This window comes from Couchioplanes azureus (assembly GCF_014648355.1).
Taxonomy (GTDB): Bacteria; Actinomycetota; Actinomycetes; order Mycobacteriales; family Micromonosporaceae; genus Actinoplanes; species Actinoplanes azureus.
In genome coordinates, this window is sequence record NZ_BMQY01000001.1 from 1,449,375 (window position 1) to 1,475,032 (window position 25,658).

The window sequence follows — 25,658 nt, forward strand, 5'->3', positions numbered from 1 at the left end:
CCGCGGGGGATGCGATGGTGGACCGAGCGCGTCCGCACGCTCACCCAGAGCTGATGAGTGTCCGTTTCGTCCCTGGCCACGGTTACTGGGCCCACATAACGTGAGAGCGTCACGCGAACGTGCCAGGAGGATCGATGGGTAAGGACCTCTCCGGCTCCGTCTTCTCCAACGAGGACCGGGTCCACTATCGGCAGAAGGTCCGGCGCTGCCTGGACGTCCTCGCTCTGATGCTGGACCGGCGCGACGCCCCCGCCGGCGACCGGTCACGCCTCCTCGTCGAGGAACGACCCGGCGCGCGACAGCGCCTGGCTGCCGACGAACCATCGGGTCGCATCCCGTTCGACACCGACAGCCGGATGACCGGCCTGGAGATCGAGCTCAACCTCATGGACGCCGACGCGGAACCGGCGATGCGCAACGCCGAGATCCTCGCCGACCTCGCGGACCCGATGTTCCAGACGGAGCTCGGCCAGTTCAACCTCGAGCTCAACGCCCGTCCCCGGATGATCTGCGGCGACGGCTTCGCCGACTACGAGCGGGACCTGCTCGACAGCCTGGCCCGCGCCGAGGAGCGGGCCCGCAAGTCCGACGCCACGATCGTGCTCATCGGCAGCCTGCCGACCCTCAAGCCGGACCATCTCGTCCTGGCGAACCTCTCGGCCAACGAGCGGTACCGCGCCCTCAACGACCAGATCGCCGGCGCCCGCGGCGAACAGTTCAGTGTGGACATCCGCGGCGTGGAACGGCTGCAGACGGCGAACGACTCGATCGCCCCCGAGGCGGCGTGCACGAGCGTGCAGTTCCACATGCAGGTGCCGCCGGACAAGTTCGCCGCGTACTGGAACGCCTCCCAGGCGGTGGCGGCGATCCAGGTGGCGATCGGTGCCAACTCCCCGTACCTGCACGGTCGCCGGCTCTGGGCCGAGACGCGGATCGCGCTGTTCGAGCAGGCCACCGACACCAGGCCGGAGGAGCTCAAGGCCCAGGGGGTACGCCCGCGCGTCTGGTTCGGCGAGCGATGGATCACCTCGGTGTTCGACCTCTTCGAGGAGAACGTCCGCTATTTCCCGCCGCTCCTGCCGATCCTGGACGAGGAGGACCCCATCGCGGTCCTGCAGCGCGGTCAGGTGCCGAGCCTCGGCGAACTGCGGCTGCACAACGGCACGGTCTATCGCTGGAACCGCCCGGTCTACGACGTCATGAACGGCCGCCCGCACCTCCGCGTGGAGAACAGGGTGCTGCCCGCCGGACCGACCGTCGCGGACATGCTGGCCAACGCGGCCTTCTACTACGGCCTGACCCGCCAGCTCGCCGAGGAGGAGAGGCCGATCTGGAGCCGGCTCCCCTTCCCGGCGGCCGAGGACAACTTCCACGCGGCGGCCCGCCGAGGCATGGAAACCACGATCCATTGGCCGGGTACGGGAGAACGCCCGGTATCCGACCTGGTCCGCGACGTCCTCCTCCCCAGGGCACACCAGGGCCTGGCGAAGTTCGGCGTCGGCGCCGCGCACCGCGACCGCCTGCTCGGCATCATCGAGGGCCGCTGCCGCACCGGCCGCAACGGGGCAACCTGGCAGACGGCGGCGGTGTGGCACGCCGAGCACCACAAGGGCCTCGACCGCGACGCCGCGCTCCACGACATGTTGCTGCGATACAGCGCCCACCAGCAGACCAACGAGCCGGTCCACACCTGGCCGTCCGACTAGCGCCGGCCCGCTCCCCGTCCACCGCTCCGCCGAGCCGCCGATCCGGTCATTTCCGGCCAGCCGCCGAGCCGCCGATCCGGCCACGCCCGGCGGGATTCGGCGAGCTGGTGCTAAGCCGGATCGTCGCTGGCGGGAGTGTCCTTCGGCGCGGGCTTGGACCGCGACGCCGGCTTGGGCGCGCTCGCCCTCTTGGCGGGCGCCTTCTTGGCCGCCGGGGCCGACTTGGCCGGGGACGCAGCGGTCTGTTTTGCACCGGCAGCCGGCGGAGGCGTGTCCTCCGCGGCCGAGGGCGCGGTGCCGGACGCGCTAGGGGTGGCCCCGTCCGCCGTCGGCGGGTTGATCCTCGCGATGTCCGGGCTGGCCGGCGGCCGTGCGACCGTCTCACGCCCGGCCGCCGCCGATCTCTGCGCAGGTGAAGGCGCTGCCGCTGAGGTCTGCGCGGCAGAGGGCGCTGCCGCTGAGGACGGCACAGGAGAAGGCGGGGAGGCCTGGGGGGACGATCGAGCGGCCGCCGGCGCTTGTGCGCGCCCGGTCGCCACCGAGGTCGAATCGCCGGCCGGTCGCTGGGGGTCTCGCTTGGCGTCGTTCCCTCCACGGCGCAGTCGACGCAGCAGAGACGGCTTCTCCCGCTCCGCAGGTGGTCCGGCTACCTCCGTAGCGGTGACTTTCTGGTTCTCTTCCGTCCGCCCGGATTGCGGCGACGCTCCCGTCCGCCCGGATTGCGGCGCAGCCCCCGGTCGCCTGGATTGCGAAGACGAGTCCACTCGCTCGGATTGCGGCGACGCTGCCGTCTGCGCGGATCCCGCCGACGTCCCCGCCTTCGCGGGACGGGCCGTACTGCGGCCGGCCGTGAGGGACGGACGCTGAGCCGGGATTCCGGCGGTACCTGCCGCCGCCGCACGGGTCGCGCGCCGGGTGGCCCGCTGCTGGGCCAGGGCGATCGTCGCCGCGGAGCCCGCGAGTCCGGCCAGGACGGCGTACGGTGCCGTCAGATAGGCCGAGCCGAGCGGACCGAGAGCGGTCGTGAACTGTGGCGCCAGGCCGAAGAAGGCCGCCGCGACCAGCAGCGGCCCGACCGCGCCCGAGGCGGCCGCGCCGACGCCGAGGTTTCCGCGCCGCGCGGCGGGCCAGGCCCCGACCACGCCGAGGACGAACGCCGCCAGCAGCGTGAGCAGCGCCTCGCGCCAGTGGATGGTGCCGCCGCCGTCCGCCGTCACGAACTGCCAGCTGGACAGATAGGTCGCCGTCGGCCGGTGCCAGAAGACGTCCACCACGACCGCCGCGACGGCCAGGGCCCAGAGCCAGCACGCCGTGGCTATCAGGTTGGTGGCCGCCGGATAGGAGACCACCGCCCAGTAGGCCAGGACGAGTCCCAGGAGGACGCCGATGACCGCGTACCCTCCGGCGACCGTCTCGGGGGAGAACGTGTCCACTCGTACGGAACCTCGTGCCGGGAGCGCGATCAGCGCGACCGTCAGCAGGGCGCCGACCGCCGCCGAGGCCGCCAGCGCGAAGCGCCATGGCCCTCCGGCCGCCCGGCCGAGCCGTCCCGCGACGACCGCGCCGAACACGGTGGCGCTCGCCGCCGTCCAGGTCGCCCAGCCGAGGCTGCTCTGCCACACGCTCGGGTCGGTGGTGACGCCCGTCGGCCAGACCACCACGCCCAGGCCGTAGCCCAGACCGAGCTGGGCGGCGCCGGTCCCCGCGGCCACCCCGGCCGCGGCTCCCACCTGCGCTGTCCAGCCCCTAGCGGCCATGCGGGGCACTGTAGCGGTCGAGGACGATGCCTGCGAATCGATGAGCCGATGCTTCAGGATTGGTTAAGTTGATTCCGGGGAACCGGGCGAAAGGAGAGGTACGGCGATGTCCGACGACACCGGCGAGTTCTTCCCTTTCCGCGACGAAGCTTCCCGTGACGGAGAAAAACACCCGGACGAGGGCCCCCGAAAGGGGGACGATTCCACACATCGGATGCCGCGTCCGGCGGCGGGCTCGGACCGCACGGCGATGTTTCCGGCCGTCGGCGACGAGACGACCGTCGATCCCGGTGGCGCCCATGATGTGACCAGCGTCTATCGGCCCGGTCCCGATGACGCGACGGCCGTCTATCCTGCCGGTCCCGACGACGCGACGGCCGTCTATCGAGCGCCTGCGGGTGGGGACTGGGCGGACGACGACCAGATCTGGGCGGGTCGCGCCGGGGTGCGCCGGCCCGGGCCGGACGTGGACGCCACCCGGGACTGGGCCGCGGCGCCCGGCGACGAGCCGCCGGGAAAGTGGTGGATGCCGATCGTCGTCGGCCTGGTGGCGCTGCTGCTGCTCGGCGTGCTGAGCTGGGGCGTCTGGCTGATCGCGCAGTCCACCCGGGACGACTCGGAAGACCTTCCGGTCACCGTCCCGACGAAGTCGGCGTCGCCCGCGCCGACGACCGAGCCGACCTCCCTGCCGCCGTCGACGGCACCGACGACCACGCAGCCGTCGAGCCCCCCGCCGAGCTCACCCCGCGATGTCGCGATCCCGGCGCTGCGCGGGCGGTCGCTGGACGAGGCCAGGAACGCCCTCAACCGGAGCGGCCTGAACTACCGCCTGCGCTACGTGCCCACCACGGACGCGCCGCCCGGGACGGTGATCGACAGCGATCCGAGCGAGGGCCGGCAGGTGCCCGACGACACCATCGTCAACCTGATCGTCGCGGCGGCACCCACCGCGTCGGGAGCGCCGTCGACCGTGCCCGACGGCGCGGACGCCGACGAGGACTGACCAGGGGTTTCGGGCAGTCGGCGGCGGCCGGGCTCAGCGGTTGGCGCGCATCGCCCGGGCCGGGACGACGCCCGAGCTCAGGCCCGGCTGACGGCCGTTGCGGGTACGAGGATCGGGCGCCTTGCCGACCTGGCGCAGGCCACTCAGCTGCACGAAGATCGATCGGCGCTCCACCGCGTCGCCCGAGGAGTTGAGCTCGTAGCCGTCCAGCCAGATCCAACCCTCGTACGTGGGCCAGTCGTGAACGCGGATGACCCGGAAAAGCATCGGCGATGAGAATTGGACGCTCGCCGCCTTCGTCACGTGTATGACATCGCCGGACCGAGGAAGCACGTCAACTCCTGTCCTGAAACCAGTTTCGAGGCAAACACCGTTTTGCCGTACAGCGAACACAGATGTTCCAGTGTGCCCGGCTCGTACGCCTTGGCAACGTCGTGGGGATGCCAATTCCACCACCGTGCCGGGCGCCGCCGTCGGTCTCCGCCAGGAACCGCGACTTCATGGAGTCCATGTAGGACCTTGGTCGGAGCCGACTCCGCGCGCGCGGACCGTCGGGCCAGGCGTCGCCACCGAGGGGCATTGAGTGACTTCCGCCATACCGAAAGATTGCACCACGCCTGGGATCGATGCAAGTTGCATGTCAGCCGTCCGTGACCAAGTGATCACTATCGACGCTTGAAGGATCAAGAGATCAACAGAGAGACTGAGACCGACAAGCACCGTACGGCGGAGCGCGTCGTCGTTGCGCCGCACCCTCGGAGGTAAGCGTGAATCCCCGCCGCAGCCCTACCATCCGTCGTCGCCGACTCGGTGCTGAACTGCGCAGATACCGCGACGCGGCGGGCGTGACGATCGAAGTGGTGGCCGATCGGCTGGGCTGCTCTCCGTCCAAAGTGTCCCGCATCGAGACCGGGCACACCAGCGCCACCCCGCGCGACGTAAAAGACATGTTGGACATTTACGGAATCAATGGCGCGGAGTCCGACGAATTGGTGCAGATCGCCCGGGAGGCGCGCCAAAAGGGTTGGTGGCACCCCTTCAGCACGGTTCTGACCGGCGCTTATGTGGGGCTCGAGGCGGCGGCCAAGTCGATCCGGGCGTACGAGCAGCAGGTGGTGCCCGGGCTTCTGCAGACCGACAGGTATGCAATTGCCATGATTCGATCCGCCCGATTGGGTGACACGGAGCAAGAATTAGAGCAGCGGGTACGAGTCCGAATGGCTCGCCAAGCGTTATTGATTCAGGACGATCCGATCGATCTTTGGGTGGTGCTCGATGAGGCGGTGCTGAGCCGGCCGGTCGGCGGCGACGAGGTCATGCGAGATCAATTGCTGCGATTGGCCGAGATGGCCGAGCTGCCGAACGTGACTCTCCAGATCCTGCCGTTCGCGGTGGGTGCCCACGCCGGCATGGACGGCACCTTCGCGATCCTCGACTTTCCCGATGCCGAGGACCCGAACGTGGTGTTCGCCGAGAATGCGACGGGCGGTCTGTTCCTGGAGAAGACCGACGAACTCCGCAAGTACAACTCCATCTTCGACACCATCCAGGCGACGGCCCTCTCACCCGAGGAGTCCAAGAACATGATCGTAATGCTGGCAGAGGAGCCATTGTGGAAGTCGAGACCAAGGGTTTCCGGATCGATCTGAGCCGCGCGGAGTGGTTCAAGAGCACGCGCAGTGGCCCCAACTGCGACAACTGCGTCGAGGTGGCGTTCGTGGACGAGGCCATCGCGGTACGCGACTCGAAGAACCCGACGGGACCCGCATTGATCTTCACCGCCGAGGAATGGGACGCCTTCGTGGGCGGTGCCAAGGACGGCGAGTTCGACCTGTAGGTCGCGGATCACCGGGCGTGGACCCTGCGGGGGACGGTGCCGGACCGGCTCGGCGGCCGCTGTCGCTCCGCCGACGGAGCGTGGTCGCCGACCGGTTCCGGCCCCCCATCACCGGGCACACCGGCCGTTCCGATCGCCGGCGCCACCGAGTGAGCCGGCCGTTCCGATCGCCGGCGCCACCGGGTAAGCGGGGCCTCCTACCCGCTCCCGCCGCTCGGTAAACCAGGCACGTTCCGCGCTCGTACTGCCGGATTTTGCCGTATTTGTACCGTCGCCCGCGGGGAGTCTCCTCGTTGAACGCCGTAAGCGCGGACCGGACCGCGCCGGCGTAACGCTGCTTTGCCCGTACGGCTGACCGTCCCCCTCGCGTGACGGTGCGGGCAGGGTCAACTCAACGAGCGAGGCAAGGCGAAGACAATGACGATGGGTTCCGACAATCTGAGCAACGGGACGTCGACCGCGCAGGACCGCTTCAGCGGCGGCGTGAGCGCGTACCGGCAGAACCGGCGCGAGGCCGCGCTCGCGGCCGAGAACGGCGACGGCGAACTGGTGTCGCGCGGCAGCGGGCCGAGCCTGTCCTCGTCGGGCCTGCCGACCCGCACCCCGATCGAGCCGACCAGCGCGCTGGACCGGGCCGCGAAGCTGCCCTCGCTGGACATGCAGGGCCTCACCGAACCGGTGTTCTCGCCGGGTGGCTGGGTCGACGCGGCGCCCTCGCAGTCGATGGCGGACCATCCGCTGCTGCGTGGCCTGCTGTTCGAGCTTCCCGCCCGGGGCACGCTGCCGCCGGCGGAGTGGCTGGACCGCTGGTTCGAGGCGGCCCGCTCGATCCTGGAGCTGCTGTACGTGCAGGAAGCCAAGCGCCAGTAGGCCGCCGGCCGGAACCTAACCGACGACCATCTCGGGTGTGGCCGGCACCGTCGGGGAGGCGTCCACCTCGGCCTTCGGCTGCGCGGACGGGCGGGCGTCCAGCCGGCCGTGGGAGAGCGGCGCGAGCGCGGCCACGCTGAGCCGGCTGTGCCGCACGGCGTGGCGCGCCGCGAGCACGATCACGACCAGGGCGGCCGTGGTGAGCGCCCCGCCGGTGACGTCGGCCCCCGGCACGTCGACGACGCCGGCCACGGTCGCGACGCCGATCGCCGCCGCCAGGCCGGTCACCTGCAGAGGCGCGGCGACCAGCGGATGGGCGGCCGCCGCCAGCAATGCCGGCGGCGCCGGCGCCAGCGGCGCCGTGGCGAACGCATTGACGCCGCGCCGGATGTGGGTGAGGCGACGCGCGGTCACGGTCACCACCAGAAGCGCGGGTACGGCGGGGAGCAGCGCGGCCGCCGGCGCCGCGGACCCACCGGGCGCCAGTACCGTCACCAGGAGCACGACGCCGAACACCGCGATCCCGGCACCGGCCATCGTGGACAACGCGCGGGCCCGCTGCCGGAGCGCGCGGGCCGTGTGGGCGCCGGGGAGCGCGTCGGCGAGCAGCCCGGCGGCGAGCCAGACCGCGGCGAGGGCGCCGGCCAGGATGAGGTCCGTCGTGGTGTTCACATCGACAGACTTCACCAGCCGCGCAACCTGCAAAACCGGGATATCACCGGATCGGCTCCCCCTAGGGGCGCCGTCGTGACAAGGTGTGGTTGAGCTATTACGCCGCGTACTCATTCCAATGGGCGAAGCGGACAATGCCCCCTGTTGCGACCGTGACGCGTGTCCTAGTGTCGGGTGCCAGAAACCCGGCGACGCGGAGGCTTCGGGACCGATCGGGGGCCGCGCGCCGGAGGCGACGGACACGACCTGGGGAGGTCGGCCGGGATCCCTTCCGCGACGCGGCGGGGATCCCGGCACCGCGACCGGTGTGCCCTAGACGGCGAAGGTCCGGACCGGCTCGGTCGTCCCGGCCGGTGGTGCGGCCTTCCACACGCCGGCCTTCTGCACGGCGAGCCGCGACAGGTACGCCGGGTTGAGCAGGAGGTAGCGCTTCCACAGCCGCCTCGGCTCGAGCCCGAGCCGCCACAGCCACTCGAGTGAGTACTTCTGCATCCACGGCGGCGGGTTCTTGAGCAGACCCGCGTGATAGTCGAAGGCCGCGCCCACCGCGAGCAGGGGCATGTCCAGCAGCGGACGCATCGCGTGCGCCCAGATCTCCTGCCGGGGGCAGCCGAGGCCGACCAGGACGATCCGCGCCCCGGACGCCTTGATCCGGTCGGCGATCTCGACCTCTTCGCCGGGGCGGTTGCTGCGGAACTTGGAGGGCTCGATGCCGGCGATCTTCAGCGCCGGGAACATCTTCTCCAGCGCCGGGACCAGCTTGTCCAGGGTGGAGTCGGTCGACCCGTACAGGTAGACCGGCAGGCCCTCGTCCGCCGCCTGGCGCAGCACCCGCAGGGTGAGTTCCGGGCCGTAGACGCGGTCGGCGAGGGCGGCCCGGTGCAGGAGGTTGAGCGCGCCGCGGACGGGCTGGCCGTCGGGCGTCACGAGGTCGAAGGAGTTGAGGCGGGCGTTGTGCGCTTTGTCCTGTACGCCGGTCATCACGCCGTGCACGGCGAGCGCGGTGACCGCGTAGTGCCGGCGCTCCCGGGCCGCCTCGATGATCCGGGCGGTGGCGGCCTCGTAGTCGACGGCGTCGACCAGGACGCCGAGGACGTTGCGCTTGCCCCGATCGATCATGAAGCCGGGACCCACTTGTCGACGTTGGCCTCGTAGATCTCCTGCAGGATCATCGGTACGTCGTAGACCTGCTTCCACTGCGGGTAGTCGGCCTGGAACGCGGCCATCGAGCCGATCCACCACTGGTGGTCGCCGATGCGGTTGTCGTCCACGTACTCAGTGATCATCGGGGTGCCACTGATCTTCTCCGCCAGGGCGAACGCCTCGAGGTTCGAGCAGTTCGAGTGCCGCCCGCCGCCGAGGTTGTACACCTTCGCGGAGCCGGGGTTGCGGAAGAACGCCTCGAACGCGCTCAACACATCGTGACTGTGGATCGCGTCCCGCACCTGCTTGCCCTTGTACCCGAAGATCCGGTACGTGCGCCGCTCCATGTTCGCCCGCATGACGTACCCCAGGAAGCCGTGCAGCTCGGTCGCCGAGTGCGCCGGCCCGGTCAGCGTCCCGCCCCGGAAGATCGCCGTCTTCATCCCGAAGTAGCGCCCGTACTCCTGAGCCATCACGTCGGCCGCGACCTTGGAGGCGCCGAAGATCGAGTGCAAACACCCGTCGATCGACATGTCCTCGGTAATACCGTCGTAGTACGGATGCGCCGGGTCGAGTTCCCACCGCGTCTCCTGCTCCACCAGGGGCAGCCGGTTCGGGGTGTCCCCGTACACCTTGTTGGTGGAGCAGTGGATGAACGGCGCCTCGATGCAGTACTCCCGCGTGTTCTGCAGCATCGTCAGCGTGCCGCCGGCATTGACGTCGAAGTCCGTGTACGGATCCCGCACCGCCCAGTCGTGCGACGGCTGCGCCGCGGCATGGATCACCACCGCGATGTTCTTGCCGTACCGCTGGAAGATCCGGGCCACCGCATCCCGGTCCCGGATGTCCACCCCATGGTGCTCGTACGCCGACCCCAGCTCAGCCGTCAGCCGCTGCACGTTCCACGCGGTCGAAGCCTCGGCCCCGAAGAACTCCTGCCGCATGTCGTTGTCGATCCCGACAACCTCGAGCCCCAACCCGGCGAAGTGCCGCACCGCCTCGGACCCGATGAGCCCACCTGATCCAGTCACCAGAGCAACGGCCACGAGTGAACTCTCCCGAGGGTCTCGACACCAGGAAACTCAACACCAAGAACTCAACACCAAAAAACCAGACGAGAGCATAACCCGCCCACCCCCACCCCCCACCAAAGCCACAGCCCAGGCCACCGAAGGAGTAAACCCACCCCAGGCAGGACAGGAACAGGACAGAACCAGGACAGAACCAGGACAGGAACAGACGCTGAACGAACCAAACCGGTGACCAAGGCCCGCGGCAGCAAGCGGCGAAGCGGCGAAGCCGCGAAGCCGCACAGCCCGAATCAAGGGCGGCGCAGCCGCACGAGTCACCCAGAGTGAGCAAACCCACCCACAGCGCCCACCGCACCGTGGGGTCTCCGGGGGCTCGGCCCCCGGAGCAGATATGACGAGTGGCCCCGGTCCGCGCTTTCCGCGGACAGAGGCCACCCGGACACTCGTGGGGATGGGGGGAGTTGAACCCCCACGTCCTTTCGGACACACGGACCTGAACCGTGCGCGTCTGCCATTCCGCCACATCCCCGTGGCACTGCATCAGCCGGAACAGATTACGCTGTCCCTCGTTACATCGCGAGCAGGTACTGCCCGTGACGCCAGGGAAGATTAGCACGGCGTCGGGGGCCGCTATACGAGGGTCAGGAGCGACCGGTCGCTCGTCGCGAAGATGCGCAAGCGGCGGCCGGATACCATCATGTCCTCGGAACCCGAGGAGGAGCCGGTGAGCGTGCTGCAGCGCTTTGAGAAGCGGTTGGAAGGCCTGGTCGAGGGGGCCTTCGCGAAGGTGTTCAAGGGTGTCGTGCACCCGGTGGAGATTCTGAATGCCATGCAGCGGGAGGCCGAGGCACACAAGGCTATCCTCGCCGGTGGCCGGACTCTCGTGCCGAACCGTTACGTGATCGATCTCTCGCCCTACGACCACAGCAGGCTGGCGCCCTATGCCGCCGCGCTGGCGCAGGAGCTGGCGCAGTCGCAGGCCGAGTTCATCGGCGAGCAGGCCTGGACGGTGTACGGCGACGTCATCGTGGAGATCGAGCGCGGCGACGGGCTGGACACGGGCATGTTCCGGGTGACGGCGGAGGTGTACACCGGCGGCGAGGTCGCCCCGGTGCAGCAGCCGGCGTACGACGCCCAGCCCGCCTATTCGCCGTACGACCAGCAGCCGGGCGGATATCAGCACGGGCCCAACGGCCGTAACGTCGGCCTGGTCTCGGGCGACGGGCGTACCTATCCGCTGCAGATGGGTTCGACCGTCATCGGCCGCGGTGACCAGGCGAACCTGCGGCTGCCGGATGTCGGCATCTCGCGCCGGCACGCCCGTCTGGACTATGACGGCAGCCAGGTGGTGCTGACCGATCTGGGCTCGACCAACGGCACCATGGTCAACGGCCAGCGGGTGTCCGCCGTGGCGCTCAACCCGGGCGACATGATCCAGCTGGGCACGACGACGCTGACGTTCCGAGTGGACGGCTAGCCACCTTGCCCGAATTCGTCCTCACCGTCGCCCGTTTCGGGTTCCTCATCCTGCTGTGGATCTTCGTGTTCACGGTGGTCGGGGTCATCCGGAAGGATCTCTTCGCCGGTGTCCGGTCCAAGAGCATCGTCGCCTCGCCGCGCGGGGTCGGCGGGGTGATGAGTCCTGGCCGGCCGGCGAAGGCGAAGCGGGGTAAGGCGGCGCGGCAGCTCGTCGTGACCGCCGGGCAGCTGGCCGGCACACGGATCACGCTCGGTGAGGCACAGATCACGATCGGGCGTGCCGAGGACTCGACGCTCGTCATCACCGACGACTTCGCGTCCGCCCGGCACGCCCGGCTCGTACCGCGCGACGGGCAGTGGTTCGTCGAGGATCTCGGCTCGACGAACGGGACCTATCTCGATCGCGGTAAGGTCTCCGGACCTACTCCCGTCCCCCTTGGCGTGCCGATCCGGATCGGCCGCACTTCTCTCGAGTTACGGCCATGACCCTGACCCTGCGCTACGCCGCCCAGAGTGACCGCGGTCTGATCCGAGACGGAAACCAGGATTCCGTCTACGCCGGACCGCGGCTGCTCGCCGTCGCCGACGGCATGGGCGGCATGGCCGCCGGTGACGTCGCCAGCAACATCGTGATCGCCGCCATGGCCCCGCTGGACGAGGACGTGCCGGGCGATGCCCTCGTCGACGCCCTGCGGCACGCGGTCGGGGCGGCCAACCAGCAGCTGCGGGACACCGTCGACGCCAACCCCCACCTGGAGGGGATGGGCACGACGCTGACCGCCGTGTTGTTCTCCGGCAGCAAGATCGGCATGGTGCACATCGGGGACTCCCGTGCCTACCTGCTGCGCCAGGGTGAGTTCTCGCAGATCACCAAGGACGACACGTACGTGCAGATGCTCGTCGACGAGGGCCGGATCAGCCCGGAGGAGGCGAGCAGCCATCCGCAGCGCTCCCTGCTCACCCGGGCCCTGGACGGCCGCGACATCGACCCGGAGTATTCGGTCCGCCAGGTGCTCAAGGGCGACCGTTACCTGATCTGCAGCGACGGTCTCTCCGGCGTGGTGAGCGCGGAGACGATCGGCGAGAGCATGCGGGACATCGCGGACCCGCAGCTGTGCGTGGAGCGGCTGGTGCAGCTCGCGCTGCGCGGCGGCGGTCCCGACAACATCACCGTGGTGGTCGCCGACGCGACCGACGCGGACATCGTCGAGCAGGCGCCGATCGTCGGCGGCGCGGCGGCCCGGGACCGCGGCAACGCGACCGTGGCCGACAGTTCCAGCGCGGCGGCGCGTGCGGCCGCGCTGCAGGCGCCACCCCGGCCGGCGCAGCCGGAGAACCAGGCGTACGAGCGGGACGAGCCGGAGCCGCCCAACCGGCACCCGGTCCGCACGGCCGTCCTCGTCCTGCTGCTGCTCGCCTTCCTGGGCGGCGGCCTCTGGACGGGCTGGAAATACACCCAGGAGCAGTACTACGTCGGCGCCACGGAGGAGGGACAACTCGCGATCTTCCAGGGCGTGCCCGGGCAGATCGCCGGCCTCGACCTCTCCAGCGTCGACGAGACCAGCACCGCCCGGCTGGACGACCTCACCACGGTCGCTCAGGATCGGGTCAAGCAGGGCATCCACGCCGACAGCAAGCCCGACGCCCAGCGCCGGCTGCTCGAGCTGACCAGCGAGGACGCGTCCAACCCCAACCTCAAGCCGGTGTGCGCGCCGACCAGCGCGCCGCCTGTCCTCACGCCGTCGGCGAACCCCACGGTCGCGCCGTCCGCCAAACCCTCGGCTCCCGCCCGTGGCACCACCCGGTCGGTACCCGCTCTCGCGCCCGCCACCACGCCGGACGCCCAGCCCTCGGCCTCGACCCCGCCGGTCACCAGCGACCCGGTCGGGTGCCGGCCCGTGGACTGAGCGACCGCCCGACCGAAGTCTGGGGACCTCCTCTTGACCGCGCCCGCACACCCGGCTCCCACACCCGCGCCCACGGGTGAGATGCCGCGTATCCCGGGCTCGGCCACGGGGCGCAACGCGGAGCTGGGTCTGCTGCTGTTCGCGATGGTGATCGTGACGATCTTCGCCGCGACCGTCGAGGCCAGTCAGCTGGACACGCTCACCTCCTCATTCTGGGTCCCGCCGGCGCTGCTGTGCGTGCTTTTCGTCGGGTTGCACTTCGTCGTGCGCTTCACCGCGGCGCACGCGGACCCGATCCTGATCCCCGCGGTGGCGCTGATCAACGGCATCGGGGTCGCGTTCCTGCGCCGCCTCGACCTCGGCCGGGCGATCGTCCTGAAGGAGCCGATCCCCGGCGTCTTCGGTGGCACGGGCGGCAAGCAGCTCATGTGGACGCTGCTGGCGCTGATCCTGGCGTCGGTGCTGCTGCTCGTCGTGCGTGATCACAAGGTCGTCTCGCGGTACGCGTACACCCTGGGCCTGATCGGTATCGTCCTGGTGATGCTGCCGGCGGTCCTGCCGGCGTCCATCTCCGAGATCAACGGCGCCCGCCTCTGGATCAAGCTGGGCGGCGTCTCGATCCAGCCGGGTGAGTTCGCCAAGCTGGCGCTGGTCTCCTTCTTCGCCTACTACCTGGTCCGCAAGCGCGAGGTGCTCTCGCTGGCCAGCCGCCGGTTCCTCGGCATCGACTTCCCCCGCGGCCGCGACCTCGGCCCGGTCGTCACCGTCTGGCTGCTCTCGCTGCTGGTCCTCGTCTTCGAGAAGGACCTCGGCACGGCGCTGCTGTACTTCGGGCTGTTCGTGGTGACCCTGTACGTCGCCACCGAGCGCGCGAGCTGGCTGATCATCGGCCTGGTGATGTTCTTCGGCGGCGTCTACGTGGCGTACCTGCTGGGCGCGTCGGTGGGTGGGCCCTTCGCCAACTTCTACGACCGCGCGTCGGTGTGGCTGGACCCGTTCAACTCGGATTTCTACTACCGCGAGTTCGGCAGCAGTTTCCAGCTCGTCCAGGGGCTGCTCGGCCTCGGCACGGGCGGGATGTTCGGCACCGGGCCGGGCTCCGGATCGCCGGGCCTGGTCCCCGAGGTGCGCACCGACTTCATCTTCGCCGGGCTGGGCGAGGAGATCGGCCTCTTCGGCCTCTCCGCGCTGCTCATCTGCTACCTGCTGATCGTCGAGCGCGGCCTGCGGGCGGCTCTGGGCGTCCGCGACTCCTTCGGCAAGCTGGTGGCCGGCGGCCTGGCGTTCACGCTCGGGTTGCAGGTCTTCGTCATCGTGGGTGGTATCACCGGTTTGATCCCGCTGACCGGTCAGACCACGCCGTTCCTGTCCGCCGGAGGCTCCTCGCTGATGGCGAACTGGCTGCTCGTCGCGATGCTGCTGCGGATCTCCGACGCCGCGCGCAGGCCCGCGACGGGCGGACCCGCGGCGCAGCCCACCGGGCCGAAGCAACCGCCCGTGCAGTTGCACGGCGCCATGACGGAGGTGATCAAGCCGTGAACGCCCCCCTGCGCAAGGCCGGCGTGGTCATTCTCGTCCTCTTCGGCCTGCTCTTCGCCAACCTCAACTGGGTCCAGGCCTACAAAGCAGACGACTACCGCACCAGCGACTACAACGGCCGGGTGCAGGTCGCCGAGTACGAGGTGCCCCGCGGCGTGATCGAGGCCGGCGGCCGGCCGCTGGCCGAGAGCAAGCCGACCGACGGCACCCTCAAGTACCTGCGGGTCTATCCGGAGAAGCAGGTGTACGCGCCGGTCATCGGCTACAAGCCGGTCAACCTCGAGAAGGTCGGCATCGAGCGCAGCGAGAACGACTTCCTCTCCGGCGCCAGCGACAAGCTGCTCGCCGACCGGATCAGCGCCATGTTCACCGGTGAGCAGCCGGGCGGCGGCAACGTCGTGCTGTCGATCAAGCCGAAGGCGCAGGAAGTCGCCTGGAAGCAGCTCACCAGGAACCAGTCCGGGGCGACCAAGGGTTCGGCGGTCGCGATCGACCCGCGTACGGGCGCCATCCAGGCGATGGTGTCGATGCCGAGCTTCGACCCCAACCCGCTGGCCTCGCACGACAACAAGGCGGCGACGGCGGCGTACAACGAGCTCAACAAGGACAAGGACAAGCCCCTGCTCAACCGGGCGACGTCCGAGATCTACCCGCCCGGCTCCGTCATGAAGGTCATCATGTCCTCGGCGGCGCTGAAGAACGGCTACGAGCCGGACACCGAGATCGAGGCCGGTCCGTCGTACACCGCGCCGGGGGCGGGCAAGGAGATCAGGAACGCCGCGCCCAGCGTGTGCCCCGAGGCCCAGGTGACCCTCAAGCAGGCGCTCACCGAGAGCTGCAACACCGGCTTCGCCCGCCTCGGCGTCAAGCTCGGCGGCGACACGGTCAAGCAGGAGGCCCGGGACTGGGGCTTCGAGCAGGACGACCTGACCATCGGCAACCTCAAGGGCGGCGGGCTGCCGGTAGTGACCAGCCACACCGGCGAGATGCAGAACCCGGACGGCAGCATCGACCAGGCGGCCCTGGCCCAGTCGTCGATCGGGCAGAACGAGGTCCGGATGACCAGCGTCCAGGGGGCGCTGATGGCGGCCACCGTCGCCAACGGCGGCCAGCAGATGCGGCCGTACCTCGTGCAGCAGCTGCTGAGCGCCGACCGGCGCCCGATCTACAACGCCAACCCCGAGACGCTGCGGACGCCGATCAACGACGACGTCGCCGGCCGGCTCAAGGACATGATGGTCAGTGTCGTCGAGAACGGCACCGGCACGCAGGCGCAGATCGAGGGGTACGAGGTCGGCGGCAAGACGGGTACGGCGGAGAACGGCGAGGGTGAGGACCCGCACGGCTGGTTCATCGGCTTCGCCTTCGACGGCAAGGGTCAGCCGGTCTCCGCGGTCTGCGTCATGATGGAGCGGGTTCCCGCAGCCCACGGCAGCTCCGAAGCCGCCCGGATCGGCGGGCTCATCATGAAGGCCGCTGCCGGCGGGGGAGGGGACTGAGATGATCAGCCCTGGGGTGACCCTCGGTGGCCGGTACCGCCTGGACGAGCGGATCGCCGGCGGCGGCATGGGCGACGTGTGGCGGGGCACCGACGAGGTGCTCGGCCGTACGGTCGCCGTGAAGATCCTGCTGCCCGCCCTGCTGGACGAGCCCGGCTTCGCCGAGCGCTTCCGCGGCGAGGCCCGGACCATGGCCACCATCAACCACCCGGGCGTGGTCGACGTCTACGACTACGGCAGCGACCAGCAGCTCGCCTTCCTGGTGATGGAGTACGTCGAGGGCGACGCGCTGTCGCGGACCCTCAGCCGGGTCGGCCGTCTCACCCCGGCACGCACCATGGCGCTCGTCGCGCAGGCGGCGGACGCCTTGCAGGCCGCGCACGCCAACGGGATCGTGCACCGCGACGTGAAGCCCGGCAACCTGCTGGTACGCCCGAACGGCACGCTCGTGCTCACCGACTTCGGCATCGCCCGGTCGGCGCTCGTCGGGCAGCTGACCGTGGCCGGGTCGGTCCTGGGCACCGCCTCCTACATCTCTCCCGAGCAGGCCTCCGGCGCGGTCGCCACGGCGGCGTCCGACGTGTACGCGCTCGGCGTGGTCGCGTACCAGTGCCTCTCCGGGCACCGGCCGTTCGACGGCGCCACGCCGATCGAGATCGCGATGAAGCATGTCCGGGACAATCCGCGCCCGCTGCCGGCCGACATCCCGCCCGCCGTGCGCGCGATCGTCGACCGGGCGATGGCCAAGGATCCGGGCGCCCGCTGGCCCACGGCGTCCGCGATGGCCTCGGTGGCGCGGCAGGCGGCGTCCTCGTTGACCACTCAGGTGCATCAGCCGGCCGTCAACGGCTCCGCGCCGGTCAGTCGCCCGATGTCGGGCGGTCCGGCGCCGAACCGGCCGCACTCCGGCGGTGCGCCGGTGCCGAACCGGCCGCAGTCCGGCGGCGCGCCGGTGCCCAACCGGCCGCACTCGGGTGCGCCGGCGCCCGGCTCGCCCGCGCACCCGAACGCGGGACAGGCGCGGCCGCCGTATCCGCCCGTGCCCCGGCCGGTGTCGGGCGGGCAGGGCGCGCGGGGAGCGGCTTCCGTGCCGTCGGCGCAACCGCCGTACCGGCATCCGTCGGCGCCGCCGATGCAGCATCCGCAGGCGGCGCCCGGCAAGCAGTCGGACAACTCGGGCGGACGGCAGGTCCTGATCGTGCTGGCCGTCGTGCTGGCGCTGCTTGTTCTGCTCTGCGCCGGGGTGATTTCCTTCCTGCTGAAGGAGGGGAACACCACCACTCTCGGCGCCGTCGAACCATACGCGGCGGCACCGTCGTACCGTCTTACGAAGCAGGTTTGTGTTCCGCACAGCCCGTATCCGGCGACCGAAGGACGACAGACGCTATGACGGCGCAGGCCCGCCTGCTGGGTGGCAGGTATCAGGTCGGCGAGCTGCTCGGTTACGGCGGCATGGCCGAGGTGCACCGCGGCCGTGACCTTCGGCTCGGTCGCGACGTGGCGATCAAGATGCTGCGGTCCGACCTCGCTCGCGACGCCACCTTCCAGGAGCGGTTCCGCCGGGAGGCGCAGAACTCCGCGGCGCTGAACCACCCCGCGATCGTCGCGGTCTACGACACCGGCGAGGAGACGTCGTCCACCGGTGAACGGCAGCCGTTCATCGTCATGGAGTTCGTCAACGGGCGCACCCTCAAGGAGGTGCTGGCGGCCGAGCAGCGCATCCAGCCGCGCCGCGCCCTCGAGATGATCGCCGACATCTGCGCCGCGCTGGAGTTCAGCCACCGGCACGGCATCATCCACCGCGACATCAAGCCCGGCAACGTGATGATCACGCAGAACGGGCAGGTCAAGGTCATGGACTTCGGCATCGCCCGGGCCCTGGCCAGCGGCGCCACCACCATGACGCAGACCAGCGCCGTCATCGGTACGGCCCAGTACCTGTCCCCGGAGCAGGCCCGCGGCGAGTCGGTCGACGCCCGCTCCGACGTGTACGCGGCCGGCTGCGTCCTCTTCGAGCTGCTCGTGGGCCACCCGCCCTTCGTCGGCGACAGCCCGGTCAGCGTGGCGTACCAGCACGTCCGCGAGGATCCCAAGGCACCCAGCGACATCAACCGCGAGGTGTCCCCGGACATCGACGCGATCGTGCTGAAGGCCCTGGCCAAGAACCCGCTCAACCGTTACCAGAGCGCGCAGGAGATGCGCGCGGACGCCCTGCGCGCCGTCTCCGGCCGTCCCGTCATGGCGACCCCGGTGATGAGCGAGGCCGAGACCATGGCCATGGCCGGCCCGATGGGCCAGGCACCGACCGCGATGACCCGCCCGATCCCGGCCGCGGCGGCCGGCCCGCGCGGCCCGCAGCCGCCGGAGCGCAAGACGTCGTCCTGGGTGATGGCCGTGCTGGCCGCCCTCGGCGTCCTCGCGGTGGTTGCGCTCGGCATCGGCCTGGCCCTGTCCAACCGAGACAAGGGGACGGACGCGCCGCCCGCGCAGGCGTCCGTGCCGACCGTGACCGGCATGTCGGAGGGCGAGGCGCGCGACGTTCTCACCGGGGCCGGGTTCACCAACATCGTCATCGGCCCGCCGAAGACGACCGACGACTGCAAGGAGAAGGTGGAGGAGCAGAGACCACCGGCGAAGAGCTCGCTGCGGCTCGATCAGCCGGTCACCCTGATCCTGTGCCAGGATCCGAAGAAGGTCACCGTCCCGGACAACCTGGTGGGGGCCCAGCAGGATGCCGCCGAGGCGGCCCTGAAGGACAAGAAGCTGGTGCCGGTCATCGACTACGTCGACGACGACGCCCCCAGGGGAGTGGTGATCTCCGTCGAGTCCCAGGGCAAGCAGGTGGCTCCCGGAACGGAGATCACGGTGCAGGTGTCCAAGGGCAACCTGGTCGAGGTCCCGGACGTGCTGGGCAGGGACGAGTCGGCGGCCCGTGCGCTGCTCGAGGACCGCGGCTTCACCAACGTCAACGTGGAGCTGACCAACGAGAGCGGTGCCGAGCCGGGCAAGGTGTTCAAGCAGACGCCGGCCGGCAAGGAGAAGCGGCCCACGTCGACGACGGTCACCCTCTTCATCGGCGCCCCGGACGCGCCCGACCCGAGCGGCTCGCAGTCGACCGGCCCGGACGGTCCGGGCGGTTCCGACGGCGGCGGGCCGGGCACCGGCCTCGGCGGCCTCATCCGCAACTAGAGCCAGGCGAATGGCCCGGATCCTCCCCGGAGGATCCGGGCCTTTCGGTTGCGCCTCAGGCCGAGGCGAAGGCCGCCCGGCGGCGGACTTCCACCTCGGCCGCCAGCTCGGGCGCCCGCTGCAGGGCCTCCGGCAGGCCGCACGCCGCCAGCCAGTTGGCCAGCATCGTGTGGCCGCCCTCGGTCAGCACGGACTCGGGATGGAACTGGACGCCCTCGATCGGCAGCGAGCGGTGGCGCATCGCCATCACCACGCCGGATTCCGTCCAGCCGGTCGCCTCGAGCTCGTCGGGCAGCGTTTCCGGCACCACCGCCAGCGAGTGGTAGCGGGTCGCCGTGAACGGGTCGGGCAGCCCGGCCAGCACGCCCTCGCCCTTGTGCGTCACCGACGAGGTCTTGCCGTGCAACAGCTCGGGGGCGCGGGTCACGGTGGCGCCGAACGCCGCGCCGATCGCCTGGTGGCCGAGGCAGACGCCGAACATGGGCAGCTTGCCGGCGTACTCGCGGATCACGTCCAGGGTGATGCCGGCTCGCTCGGGCGTGCCCGGTCCGGGGGAGAGCAGGATCCCCGCGGCGCCGAAGCCGCCGACGTCGGCGACCGAGATCTCGTCGTTGCGGCGTACCTCGCATTCGGCGCCGAGCTGGCCGAGATACTGCACGAGGTTGAAGACGAACGAGTCGTAGTTGTCGATCACCAGGATGCGCACGGGGACACCTAACTCGCCGACGGTTCGGGGTTGTTCGTGTGCTGGTCGTACGGAATCTCGTCCGGTCCGGGGTCGGCGCCGCCGCCCGGCACCGGACCCTGCTGCTCCGTGCCCGTGCCGACCTGCACGTCGTCGAAGGGCAGCAGCGGCGTCGCCCAGGGGAAGACGACGTACCAGAGCAGTGCGCCGACGGCCAGGACCAGCACGAGCGAGCCGGTCAGCTTGCCCCACAGGCCGAAGGGGAGTTTGCGCCAGATCCAGGCGTACACGGGCCCTCCCTACGCCTTCATCTCGGCGGGCTTGCCGGCCTCGGGCAGCGTGGGATCCCGCTTCTGCGTGTCCACCAGCTCCGCGTGCACGATGAGCCGCTGATAGTTGTTGTACTTCGGGTTGCACGTGGTGAGCGTCAGCAGCGCCTTGGTGGCCTTCTTGCCGGGCTGGCCGGGCACCGGCGCGACCACCTCGACCTGGTTCGGCTTGACGACCTCGCTGCCGATGACCTTGTACACGTACCAGTTGTCGCGCGTCTCGACGCCGATCACGTCGCCCGTCTTCAGCTCGTCCAGCCGCCAGAAGATCTTGCGGATGCGGTGCCCGGCGACGGAGAAGTTGCCGATCTTCCCGGGCTGGGCCGTGTCCGGGTAGTGGCCCGGGGCGTACCGGATGTCCTGGGGGCGTACGCCGTCGACGACGACCCATTTCATGTCGAACTTGGGGATGTAGAGACGTCCCACCAGTCCCTTGCCCGGCGCCGCGGGAGCCTTCGCGGTCGGCCCGGCGCTCGGCGCCACCGTGGGGTCGTTCCACTCCTCGTCCAGCTGGGTGGCGAGGGTGTCCTGCTCGTTCTCGACCTTGGCGGAGTTGCCGAACACCTCGTACCCGGCGAACAGCAGGACGATCAGGCCGAAGGTGATCATCAGCTCGCCGGTGACCCGGATGCCGGTGCGGATCCGGGAACCGAGCGTCGGCCGGGTCAGCTCGGAATACACGCTCTTGTAGCCGTCGCCGGTCTGCTCGGGCCGGAGCTTGACGACCCGCTCGCCGCGCTTCGGCTTGGCCTCCTCCACCGGCGCTGCGACCTCCGGCGCCTCTTCTCGCGCGGAGCGCGGTATCTCGGGAGCCCGGAGCACCGCGGTCGCGGCGGGGTCCGGCACGCCGCCGACGTCCTGCATGCCTGCCGGGGCGATGCCCTGGGCGCCGTCCGCCTGGGCGGGGACCGGTCGCTGCCGGGCGGCGTTCCGATCGCCGACCGGCCGGTGCGGGGCCTTGTTGCGCGGCCGGGAGGCGGCCTGGCCCGGGTCGTCCTGGGGCCCCGGCCGGACGCCAGGCTCCGGCCGGAGCCCGTCGACCGGCGCCGCGCCGGCCTCGGGGGGCCGGCGCCGGCGGCTCGCGCGTACCGGAGGGGTCTGCGGGCGGACCGCGGCCCGGACCACGACGGGGTCGGTGCCGGTGTCGGAAGCTGCCGGACCGCCCAGGCCGATCGGCGGCTCCAGCGGGCCGCCCGGCACGCCGTCCGGGGACGCGTCCGTGATGCGGGGGATGAATGCCGTCTGTGCGTCGCCGTCCGGTGCGCGGTGCCGGCCCGAGTTCGTCCTGCCCTCGGGGTTGTCCGGCGGCACCATCACTCGGTGACCTCGGCGGATCGGAGGTCACTCGACCCGTCGTAAGCCCCCACAGTCACGTTCCTCTCGACGGTTTCCGTGTAGCCGAGGCCGTAGTCGGCGACAGCGTCGCGGAATTGCTGGACTCCCTCTGCGGACTCCAACGCCCGACGCAGCGCCGTGGGTTCGCCGATCGCCGTGATCTTGAAGGGTGGCGAGAAGACCTGGCCGTGTAGTAACAGCGTGTTGCCCACACAGCGTACCGCGCTCGTGGAGATGACGCGGACATCCATGATCGTCATCGCCTCGGCCCCACCAGCCCAGAGGGCGTTCACCACCGCCTGGACGTCACCCTGGTGGACGACCAGATCGTCGTTCTGCGGCGCGTCCGGGCCGCCGTCGGTGGTCCGCCGCGACGAGTCGTTGAGCGTCACCGTGACGCCGGGACCGCGCAGCCCCGTGAACCCCGCCGGCTCGCGCATGCCGTCGGCGCGCTGGCGGGCCTCCTTGACCGGTTCGTCGACGTCGGCGAGCCGGGCGGCGTCCTCGTCCACGGCCGCCCGCAGCGTGGCGGCCTGCCGCTCGCGGGCCTCCAGACGTACCCGCTTGTCCGTGATGAGCTGGGCGAGCTGCGGCCGGCGGTCGTCGCGCAGGGCGGTTCCGTCGGCGGTGGTGGCGGACGTGGTGAAGAGCAGACCCGCCGCGAGCGCGATCAGCGGTACGCCCACCGACCAGCCGCGCTGCCGCTGGCCCCGCCGCCGCGGCCGGAGCCCGCCGAGGGCCCGGCGCAGGACAAGTCGCCACGAGGGCGTCCCCGTGGTGTACTCCACGTCGGTCTTCCTCTCGTGCTGGTCCGAAAAACCCACCGGCGGGTGCTTGCGTGCGCGCCGGTTTGACTACGCTAGCTGTCGAACAGTATTCGCCACGGGCAGCGTTCGGGGTCCCCGGAGCCGCTCAGGGGTGGGTTGTTCACCACTTGTTGCCCTCAGGAGAGCGCCGTGCCGAAGTCACAGGTTCGCAAGAAGAAGGTCTACACGCCGCCGACGGATGTCCGCCCCGCCGTGGCGGCCGCGTCCAAGAAGCCGAGCCCGTTCTGGGTGCCTTTCTCGGCGGTCTTCTTGATCGTGTTCGGCATCGCCTGGCTGGTGGTCTACTACCTCTCGGAGCAGCGGTATCCGGTCGAGGCCTGGCGCTTCTGGAACCTGGCCATCGGCTTCGGTTGCATGGTGGCCTCTCTGGGAATCCTCTCTCGCTGGCGATAACCGCCGTAAAGTCTGCTTCAGTCCGACCGCGCACCCCCCAGGGCCGTTCTGCCTGCGGGGTGCGCTTTCGGCTGGAGCGGCACCGAACAGTCGCCGGGCGCCGGGTGAGACGAACTCAACCGTCATGCCGGCATGCAGATTGATTACCCGCGGGTAACATAGGTCGGCACCCCCGACCGAGGAGGCACAAGGCAGATGGGCATCGCGCAGATCGTCGCCACCGTCCTGGCGGGCGCCGTCACCCTCGTGGCGGTCGTCCTGGCGGTGCGGGCGGTCATCTCCATGACCGCGGTGATCCGTCAGGGTCAGCCCGACCCGTCGCGGTTCGACAACAAGGGCACCCGGACCAGGACCATGCTGGTCGAGACGCTCGGGCACACCCGGATGCTCAAGTGGACCGCGGTCGGCGCGGCGCACTGGCTGGTCATGGTCTCGTTTATGATCTTGTTCCTGCTGGTCGTCGAGGCCTACTTCGAGATCGCGAACCCCAAGGGCGGCCTGCCGCTGATCGGCCACTGGGTCGGCTACGGCCTGGTCACCGAGTGGATCGGCGTGCTCGGCCTGCTCGGCATCCTGTACCTCATCTACCGCCGCCAGCGGGACATGCGGCGCAAGCTGTCCCGCTTCACCGGCTCCACGGCGTGGCAGGGCTACTTCGTCGAGGCGATCATCGTCGGCGTCCTCATCTGCGGCTTCCTGATCCGCGGCTTCAAGGTCGCCAACGACACCTTCGAGTACCCGGCCTGGGCGACGCCGGTCAGCCACGGCGTCGGCGCGCTGCTGCCGGCCGCGCCCAACGGCCCGACCTGGGTCGGCCTGGTCAAGATCTGCATCTCCATGGGCTGGCTGATCACCATCTCGCTCAACGTGACGATGGGTGTCGCCTGGCACCGGTTCCTGGCCTTCTTCAACATCTTCTTCAAGCGCAGCCCGGAGAAGCCGGCCGGCTCCGGCCTGGGCGCGCTGAAGCCCATGATGAGCGACGGCAAGCCCCTCGACTTCGAGGAGGCGGACCCGGAGAAGGACCAGTTCGGTGTCGCCCAGGTCGAGCAGTTCACCTGGAAGGGCCTGCTGGACTTCTCCACGTGCACCGAGTGCGGCCGCTGCCAGTCGCAGTGCCCGGCCTGGAACACGGCGAAGCCGCTCTCGCCCAAGCTGCTGGTGCTGTCGCTGCGCGACCACGCGTACGCGAAGGCGCCCTACCTCCTCGCCGGCGGTGGCAAGGACCTCACGGGCGAGGAGAAGGGCACCGAGGAGCAGCTCAAGGGCGTCGACGTGCTGGCGCTCGCGGAGGCGGACCGGCCGCTGATCGGCGGCGTCGACGAGAACGGCGTCATCGACCCCGACGTGCTGTGGAGCTGCACCACCTGCGGTGCCTGCGTCGAGCAGTGCCCGGTGGACATCGAGCACGTCGACCACATCGTCGACATGCGCCGCTACCAGGTGCTGATCGAGTCCAACTTCCCGGCCGAGGCCGGCGTCATGCTGCGCAACCTGGAGAACAAGGGCAACCCCTGGGGCGCGCCGCAGAACACCCGCGAGGACTGGACCAAGGGCCTCGACTTCGAGATCAAGCGGGTCGGCGAGGCCGACTTCGAGTACCTCTTCTGGGTCGGCTGCGCCGGAGCCTTCGAGGACCGCGCCAAGAAGACGACCCGGGCGGTCGCCACGCTGCTGCACGAGGCCGGCGTCGACTTCGCGATCCTCGGCGAGGGCGAGACCTGCTCCGGCGACCCGGCCCGCCGCATCGGCAACGAGTTCATCTTCCAGATGCTGGCCCAGCAGAACGTCGAGACGCTGCAGGAGGCCGAGGTCAAGAAGATCGTCGCGACCTGCCCGCACTGCTTCAACACCCTGGGCAACGAGTACGAGCAGCTCGGCCTCAAGGTCGAGGTCGTGCACCACACGCAGCTGCTGGCCCACCTGGTCGCCGAGGGCAAGCTCACCCCGGTGCAGCCGGTGGACGGCGGCGTCACCTACCACGACCCGTGCTACCTGGGCCGGCACAACCGGGTCTTCGAGGCGCCTCGCGAGGTCCTCGGCTCGGCGATCGCCGGCGGCATCCAGGAGATGCCGCGCAACTCGGAGCGCTCCTTCTGCTGCGGCGCCGGCGGCGCGCGCATGTGGATGGAAGAGAAGATCGGCAAGCGGATCAACGTCGAGCGCACCGAAGAGGCGCTGGCCACGGGCGCGAAGACCATCGCGGTCGGCTGCCCGTTCTGCTACACGATGATCGGCGACGGGGTCACCGGCAAGGGCGAGCAGGAGAACGTCGAGGTCGTCGACGTGGCCAGCGTGCTGCTGCGCAGCATCAAGGGCGACAAGGCGCAGGCCTAGGCCGTCTCACCAGGACACCACCACCACGGCGGCGGCGACGTCCGCCGTCGTGGTGGCCAGCGCCGCGGCGGCCCGGATCCGGGCACCGCGGACGCCGATGAGACCGGCGGTTCCGGCACA

General features: G+C 70.3%; 23 protein-coding genes and 1 tRNA gene. 14 read left to right on the plus strand and 10 right to left on the minus strand.

All coding sequences use genetic code 11. The features are described from left to right. Positions 1 to 134: 134 nt before the first annotated feature. The gene (locus tag IEY99_RS06655; RefSeq protein ID WP_308427016.1) at positions 135 to 1,706 is read left to right on the plus strand and encodes a glutamate-cysteine ligase family protein; all 1,572 of its coding nucleotides are present in this window, start codon (positions 135 to 137) and stop codon (positions 1,704 to 1,706) included. 110 nt (positions 1,707 to 1,816) lie between these two features. Here the strand turns inward: IEY99_RS06655 and IEY99_RS06660 are convergent, their stop codons facing one another. Beyond that, complete coding sequence (locus IEY99_RS06660; RefSeq protein WP_189200221.1) at positions 1,817 to 3,463, minus strand: Hansenula MRAKII killer toxin-resistant protein 1; 1,647 nt, start codon at positions 3,461 to 3,463, stop codon at positions 1,817 to 1,819. Between the two features lie 250 nt (positions 3,464 to 3,713). On the opposite strand from IEY99_RS06660, the gene IEY99_RS06665 reads away from it, so the two are divergent. Beyond that, entirely contained in the window at positions 3,714 to 4,466 is a 753-nt protein-coding gene (locus IEY99_RS06665; protein ID WP_189200223.1) for a PASTA domain-containing protein, read from the plus strand. Positions 4,467 to 4,499: 33 nt separating this feature from the next. On the opposite strand, the gene IEY99_RS06670 is transcribed toward IEY99_RS06665, so the two are convergent. Further along, positions 4,500 to 4,799, minus strand: coding sequence for a hypothetical protein (locus IEY99_RS06670; protein WP_189200225.1), 300 nt, complete (start codon positions 4,797 to 4,799; stop codon positions 4,500 to 4,502). A 434-nt stretch (positions 4,800 to 5,233) separates the two neighbouring features. On the opposite strand from IEY99_RS06670, the gene IEY99_RS06675 reads away from it, so the two are divergent. The 3 genes from IEY99_RS06675 to IEY99_RS06685 all read left to right on the plus strand — a co-directional run bounded on the left by IEY99_RS06675 (position 5,234) and on the right by IEY99_RS06685 (position 7,173). Then, positions 5,234 to 6,115: a helix-turn-helix domain-containing protein gene (locus tag IEY99_RS06675; RefSeq protein ID WP_189200227.1), complete on the plus strand. Its 882-nt coding sequence runs from the start codon at positions 5,234 to 5,236 to the stop codon at positions 6,113 to 6,115. After that, a complete protein-coding gene (locus IEY99_RS06680; protein ID WP_071804030.1) occupies positions 6,079 to 6,303 on the plus strand; it encodes a DUF397 domain-containing protein in 225 nt (74 codons plus the stop codon). Before IEY99_RS06675 ends, IEY99_RS06680 begins: the two co-directional genes overlap by 37 nt. 417 nt (positions 6,304 to 6,720) lie before the next feature. Continuing rightward, positions 6,721 to 7,173, plus strand: a complete 453-nt coding sequence (locus tag IEY99_RS06685) for a hypothetical protein (RefSeq protein ID WP_189200229.1) — start codon at positions 6,721 to 6,723, stop codon at positions 7,171 to 7,173. A gap of 15 nt (positions 7,174 to 7,188) precedes the next feature. Here the strand turns inward: IEY99_RS06685 and IEY99_RS06690 are convergent, their stop codons facing one another. The 4 genes from IEY99_RS06690 to IEY99_RS06705 all read right to left on the minus strand — a co-directional run bounded on the left by IEY99_RS06690 (position 7,189) and on the right by IEY99_RS06705 (position 10,548). Further along, positions 7,189 to 7,860 (minus strand): hypothetical protein, encoded by a 672-nt coding sequence (locus IEY99_RS06690; RefSeq protein ID WP_189200231.1) that lies wholly within the window; start codon positions 7,858 to 7,860, stop codon positions 7,189 to 7,191. Positions 7,861 to 8,157: 297 nt separating this feature from the next. Continuing rightward, positions 8,158 to 8,964 (minus strand): WecB/TagA/CpsF family glycosyltransferase, encoded by an 807-nt coding sequence (locus IEY99_RS06695; RefSeq protein ID WP_189200728.1) that lies wholly within the window; start codon positions 8,962 to 8,964, stop codon positions 8,158 to 8,160. Continuing rightward, a complete protein-coding gene (locus tag IEY99_RS06700) occupies positions 8,961 to 10,034 on the minus strand; it encodes an NAD-dependent epimerase/dehydratase family protein (RefSeq protein WP_189200233.1) in 1,074 nt (357 codons plus the stop codon). The genes IEY99_RS06695 and IEY99_RS06700 overlap by 4 nt, the downstream gene beginning before the upstream one ends. A 431-nt stretch (positions 10,035 to 10,465) precedes the next feature. After that, positions 10,466 to 10,548: transfer RNA gene (locus IEY99_RS06705), tRNA-Leu, on the minus strand. Positions 10,549 to 10,716: 168 nt separating this feature from the next. Here IEY99_RS06705 and IEY99_RS06710 point away from each other — a divergent pair. From IEY99_RS06710 to pknB, 7 genes are all read left to right on the plus strand, one after another. After that, positions 10,717 to 11,496, plus strand: a complete 780-nt coding sequence (locus IEY99_RS06710; RefSeq protein ID WP_189200730.1) for an FHA domain-containing protein — start codon at positions 10,717 to 10,719, stop codon at positions 11,494 to 11,496. Positions 11,497 to 11,501: 5 nt separating this feature from the next. After that, positions 11,502 to 11,984, plus strand: coding sequence for an FHA domain-containing protein FhaB/FipA (locus IEY99_RS06715; protein WP_071804040.1), 483 nt, complete (start codon positions 11,502 to 11,504; stop codon positions 11,982 to 11,984). Next, a complete protein-coding gene (locus IEY99_RS06720; RefSeq protein ID WP_189200235.1) occupies positions 11,981 to 13,405 on the plus strand; it encodes a PP2C family protein-serine/threonine phosphatase in 1,425 nt (474 codons plus the stop codon). The genes IEY99_RS06715 and IEY99_RS06720 overlap by 4 nt, the downstream gene beginning before the upstream one ends. A gap of 81 nt (positions 13,406 to 13,486) precedes the next feature. Then, on the plus strand, positions 13,487 to 14,944 hold the full coding sequence (locus tag IEY99_RS06725; RefSeq protein ID WP_189200236.1) for an FtsW/RodA/SpoVE family cell cycle protein: 1,458 nt from the start codon (positions 13,487 to 13,489) through the stop codon (positions 14,942 to 14,944). Continuing rightward, entirely contained in the window at positions 14,941 to 16,443 is a 1,503-nt protein-coding gene (locus tag IEY99_RS06730) for a peptidoglycan D,D-transpeptidase FtsI family protein (RefSeq protein WP_189200237.1), read from the plus strand. The genes IEY99_RS06725 and IEY99_RS06730 overlap by 4 nt, the downstream gene beginning before the upstream one ends. Before the next feature lies 1 nt (position 16,444). After that, positions 16,445 to 17,833: a serine/threonine-protein kinase gene (locus IEY99_RS06735; RefSeq protein ID WP_189200239.1), complete on the plus strand. Its 1,389-nt coding sequence runs from the start codon at positions 16,445 to 16,447 to the stop codon at positions 17,831 to 17,833. Further along, positions 17,830 to 19,632, plus strand: a complete 1,803-nt coding sequence (gene pknB, locus IEY99_RS06740; RefSeq protein WP_189200241.1) for a Stk1 family PASTA domain-containing Ser/Thr kinase — start codon at positions 17,830 to 17,832, stop codon at positions 19,630 to 19,632. Before IEY99_RS06735 ends, pknB begins: the two co-directional genes overlap by 4 nt. A 55-nt stretch (positions 19,633 to 19,687) precedes the next feature. On the opposite strand, the gene IEY99_RS06745 is transcribed toward pknB, so the two are convergent. Genes IEY99_RS06745 through IEY99_RS06760 form a run of 4 tightly spaced genes read right to left on the minus strand, consistent with a single transcriptional unit; the run spans position 19,688 to position 22,769 of the window. Next, positions 19,688 to 20,338 carry an aminodeoxychorismate/anthranilate synthase component II gene (locus tag IEY99_RS06745; RefSeq protein WP_189200243.1) on the minus strand — a complete coding sequence of 217 codons (651 nt, stop codon included), beginning with the start codon at positions 20,336 to 20,338 and terminating at the stop codon, positions 19,688 to 19,690. 8 nt (positions 20,339 to 20,346) lie between these two features. Continuing rightward, complete coding sequence (locus tag IEY99_RS06750; RefSeq protein WP_189200245.1) at positions 20,347 to 20,607, minus strand: hypothetical protein; 261 nt, start codon at positions 20,605 to 20,607, stop codon at positions 20,347 to 20,349. A 9-nt stretch (positions 20,608 to 20,616) separates the two neighbouring features. Then, positions 20,617 to 21,960 (minus strand): class E sortase, encoded by a 1,344-nt coding sequence (locus IEY99_RS06755; protein WP_229798263.1) that lies wholly within the window; start codon positions 21,958 to 21,960, stop codon positions 20,617 to 20,619. Next, on the minus strand, positions 21,960 to 22,769 hold the full coding sequence (locus IEY99_RS06760) for a DUF881 domain-containing protein (RefSeq protein WP_189200247.1): 810 nt from the start codon (positions 22,767 to 22,769) through the stop codon (positions 21,960 to 21,962). Before IEY99_RS06760 ends, IEY99_RS06755 begins: the two co-directional genes overlap by 1 nt. Before the next feature lie 168 nt (positions 22,770 to 22,937). On the opposite strand from IEY99_RS06760, the gene IEY99_RS06765 reads away from it, so the two are divergent. Together IEY99_RS06765 and IEY99_RS06770 are read left to right on the plus strand one after the other, a co-directional pair. Beyond that, the gene (locus IEY99_RS06765) at positions 22,938 to 23,201 is read left to right on the plus strand and encodes a cell division protein CrgA (protein WP_189200249.1); all 264 of its coding nucleotides are present in this window, start codon (positions 22,938 to 22,940) and stop codon (positions 23,199 to 23,201) included. Positions 23,202 to 23,396: 195 nt separating this feature from the next. Then, positions 23,397 to 25,538, plus strand: a complete 2,142-nt coding sequence (locus IEY99_RS06770; RefSeq protein ID WP_189200251.1) for a (Fe-S)-binding protein — start codon at positions 23,397 to 23,399, stop codon at positions 25,536 to 25,538. The last annotated feature ends 120 nt before the right edge of the window (positions 25,539 to 25,658 follow it).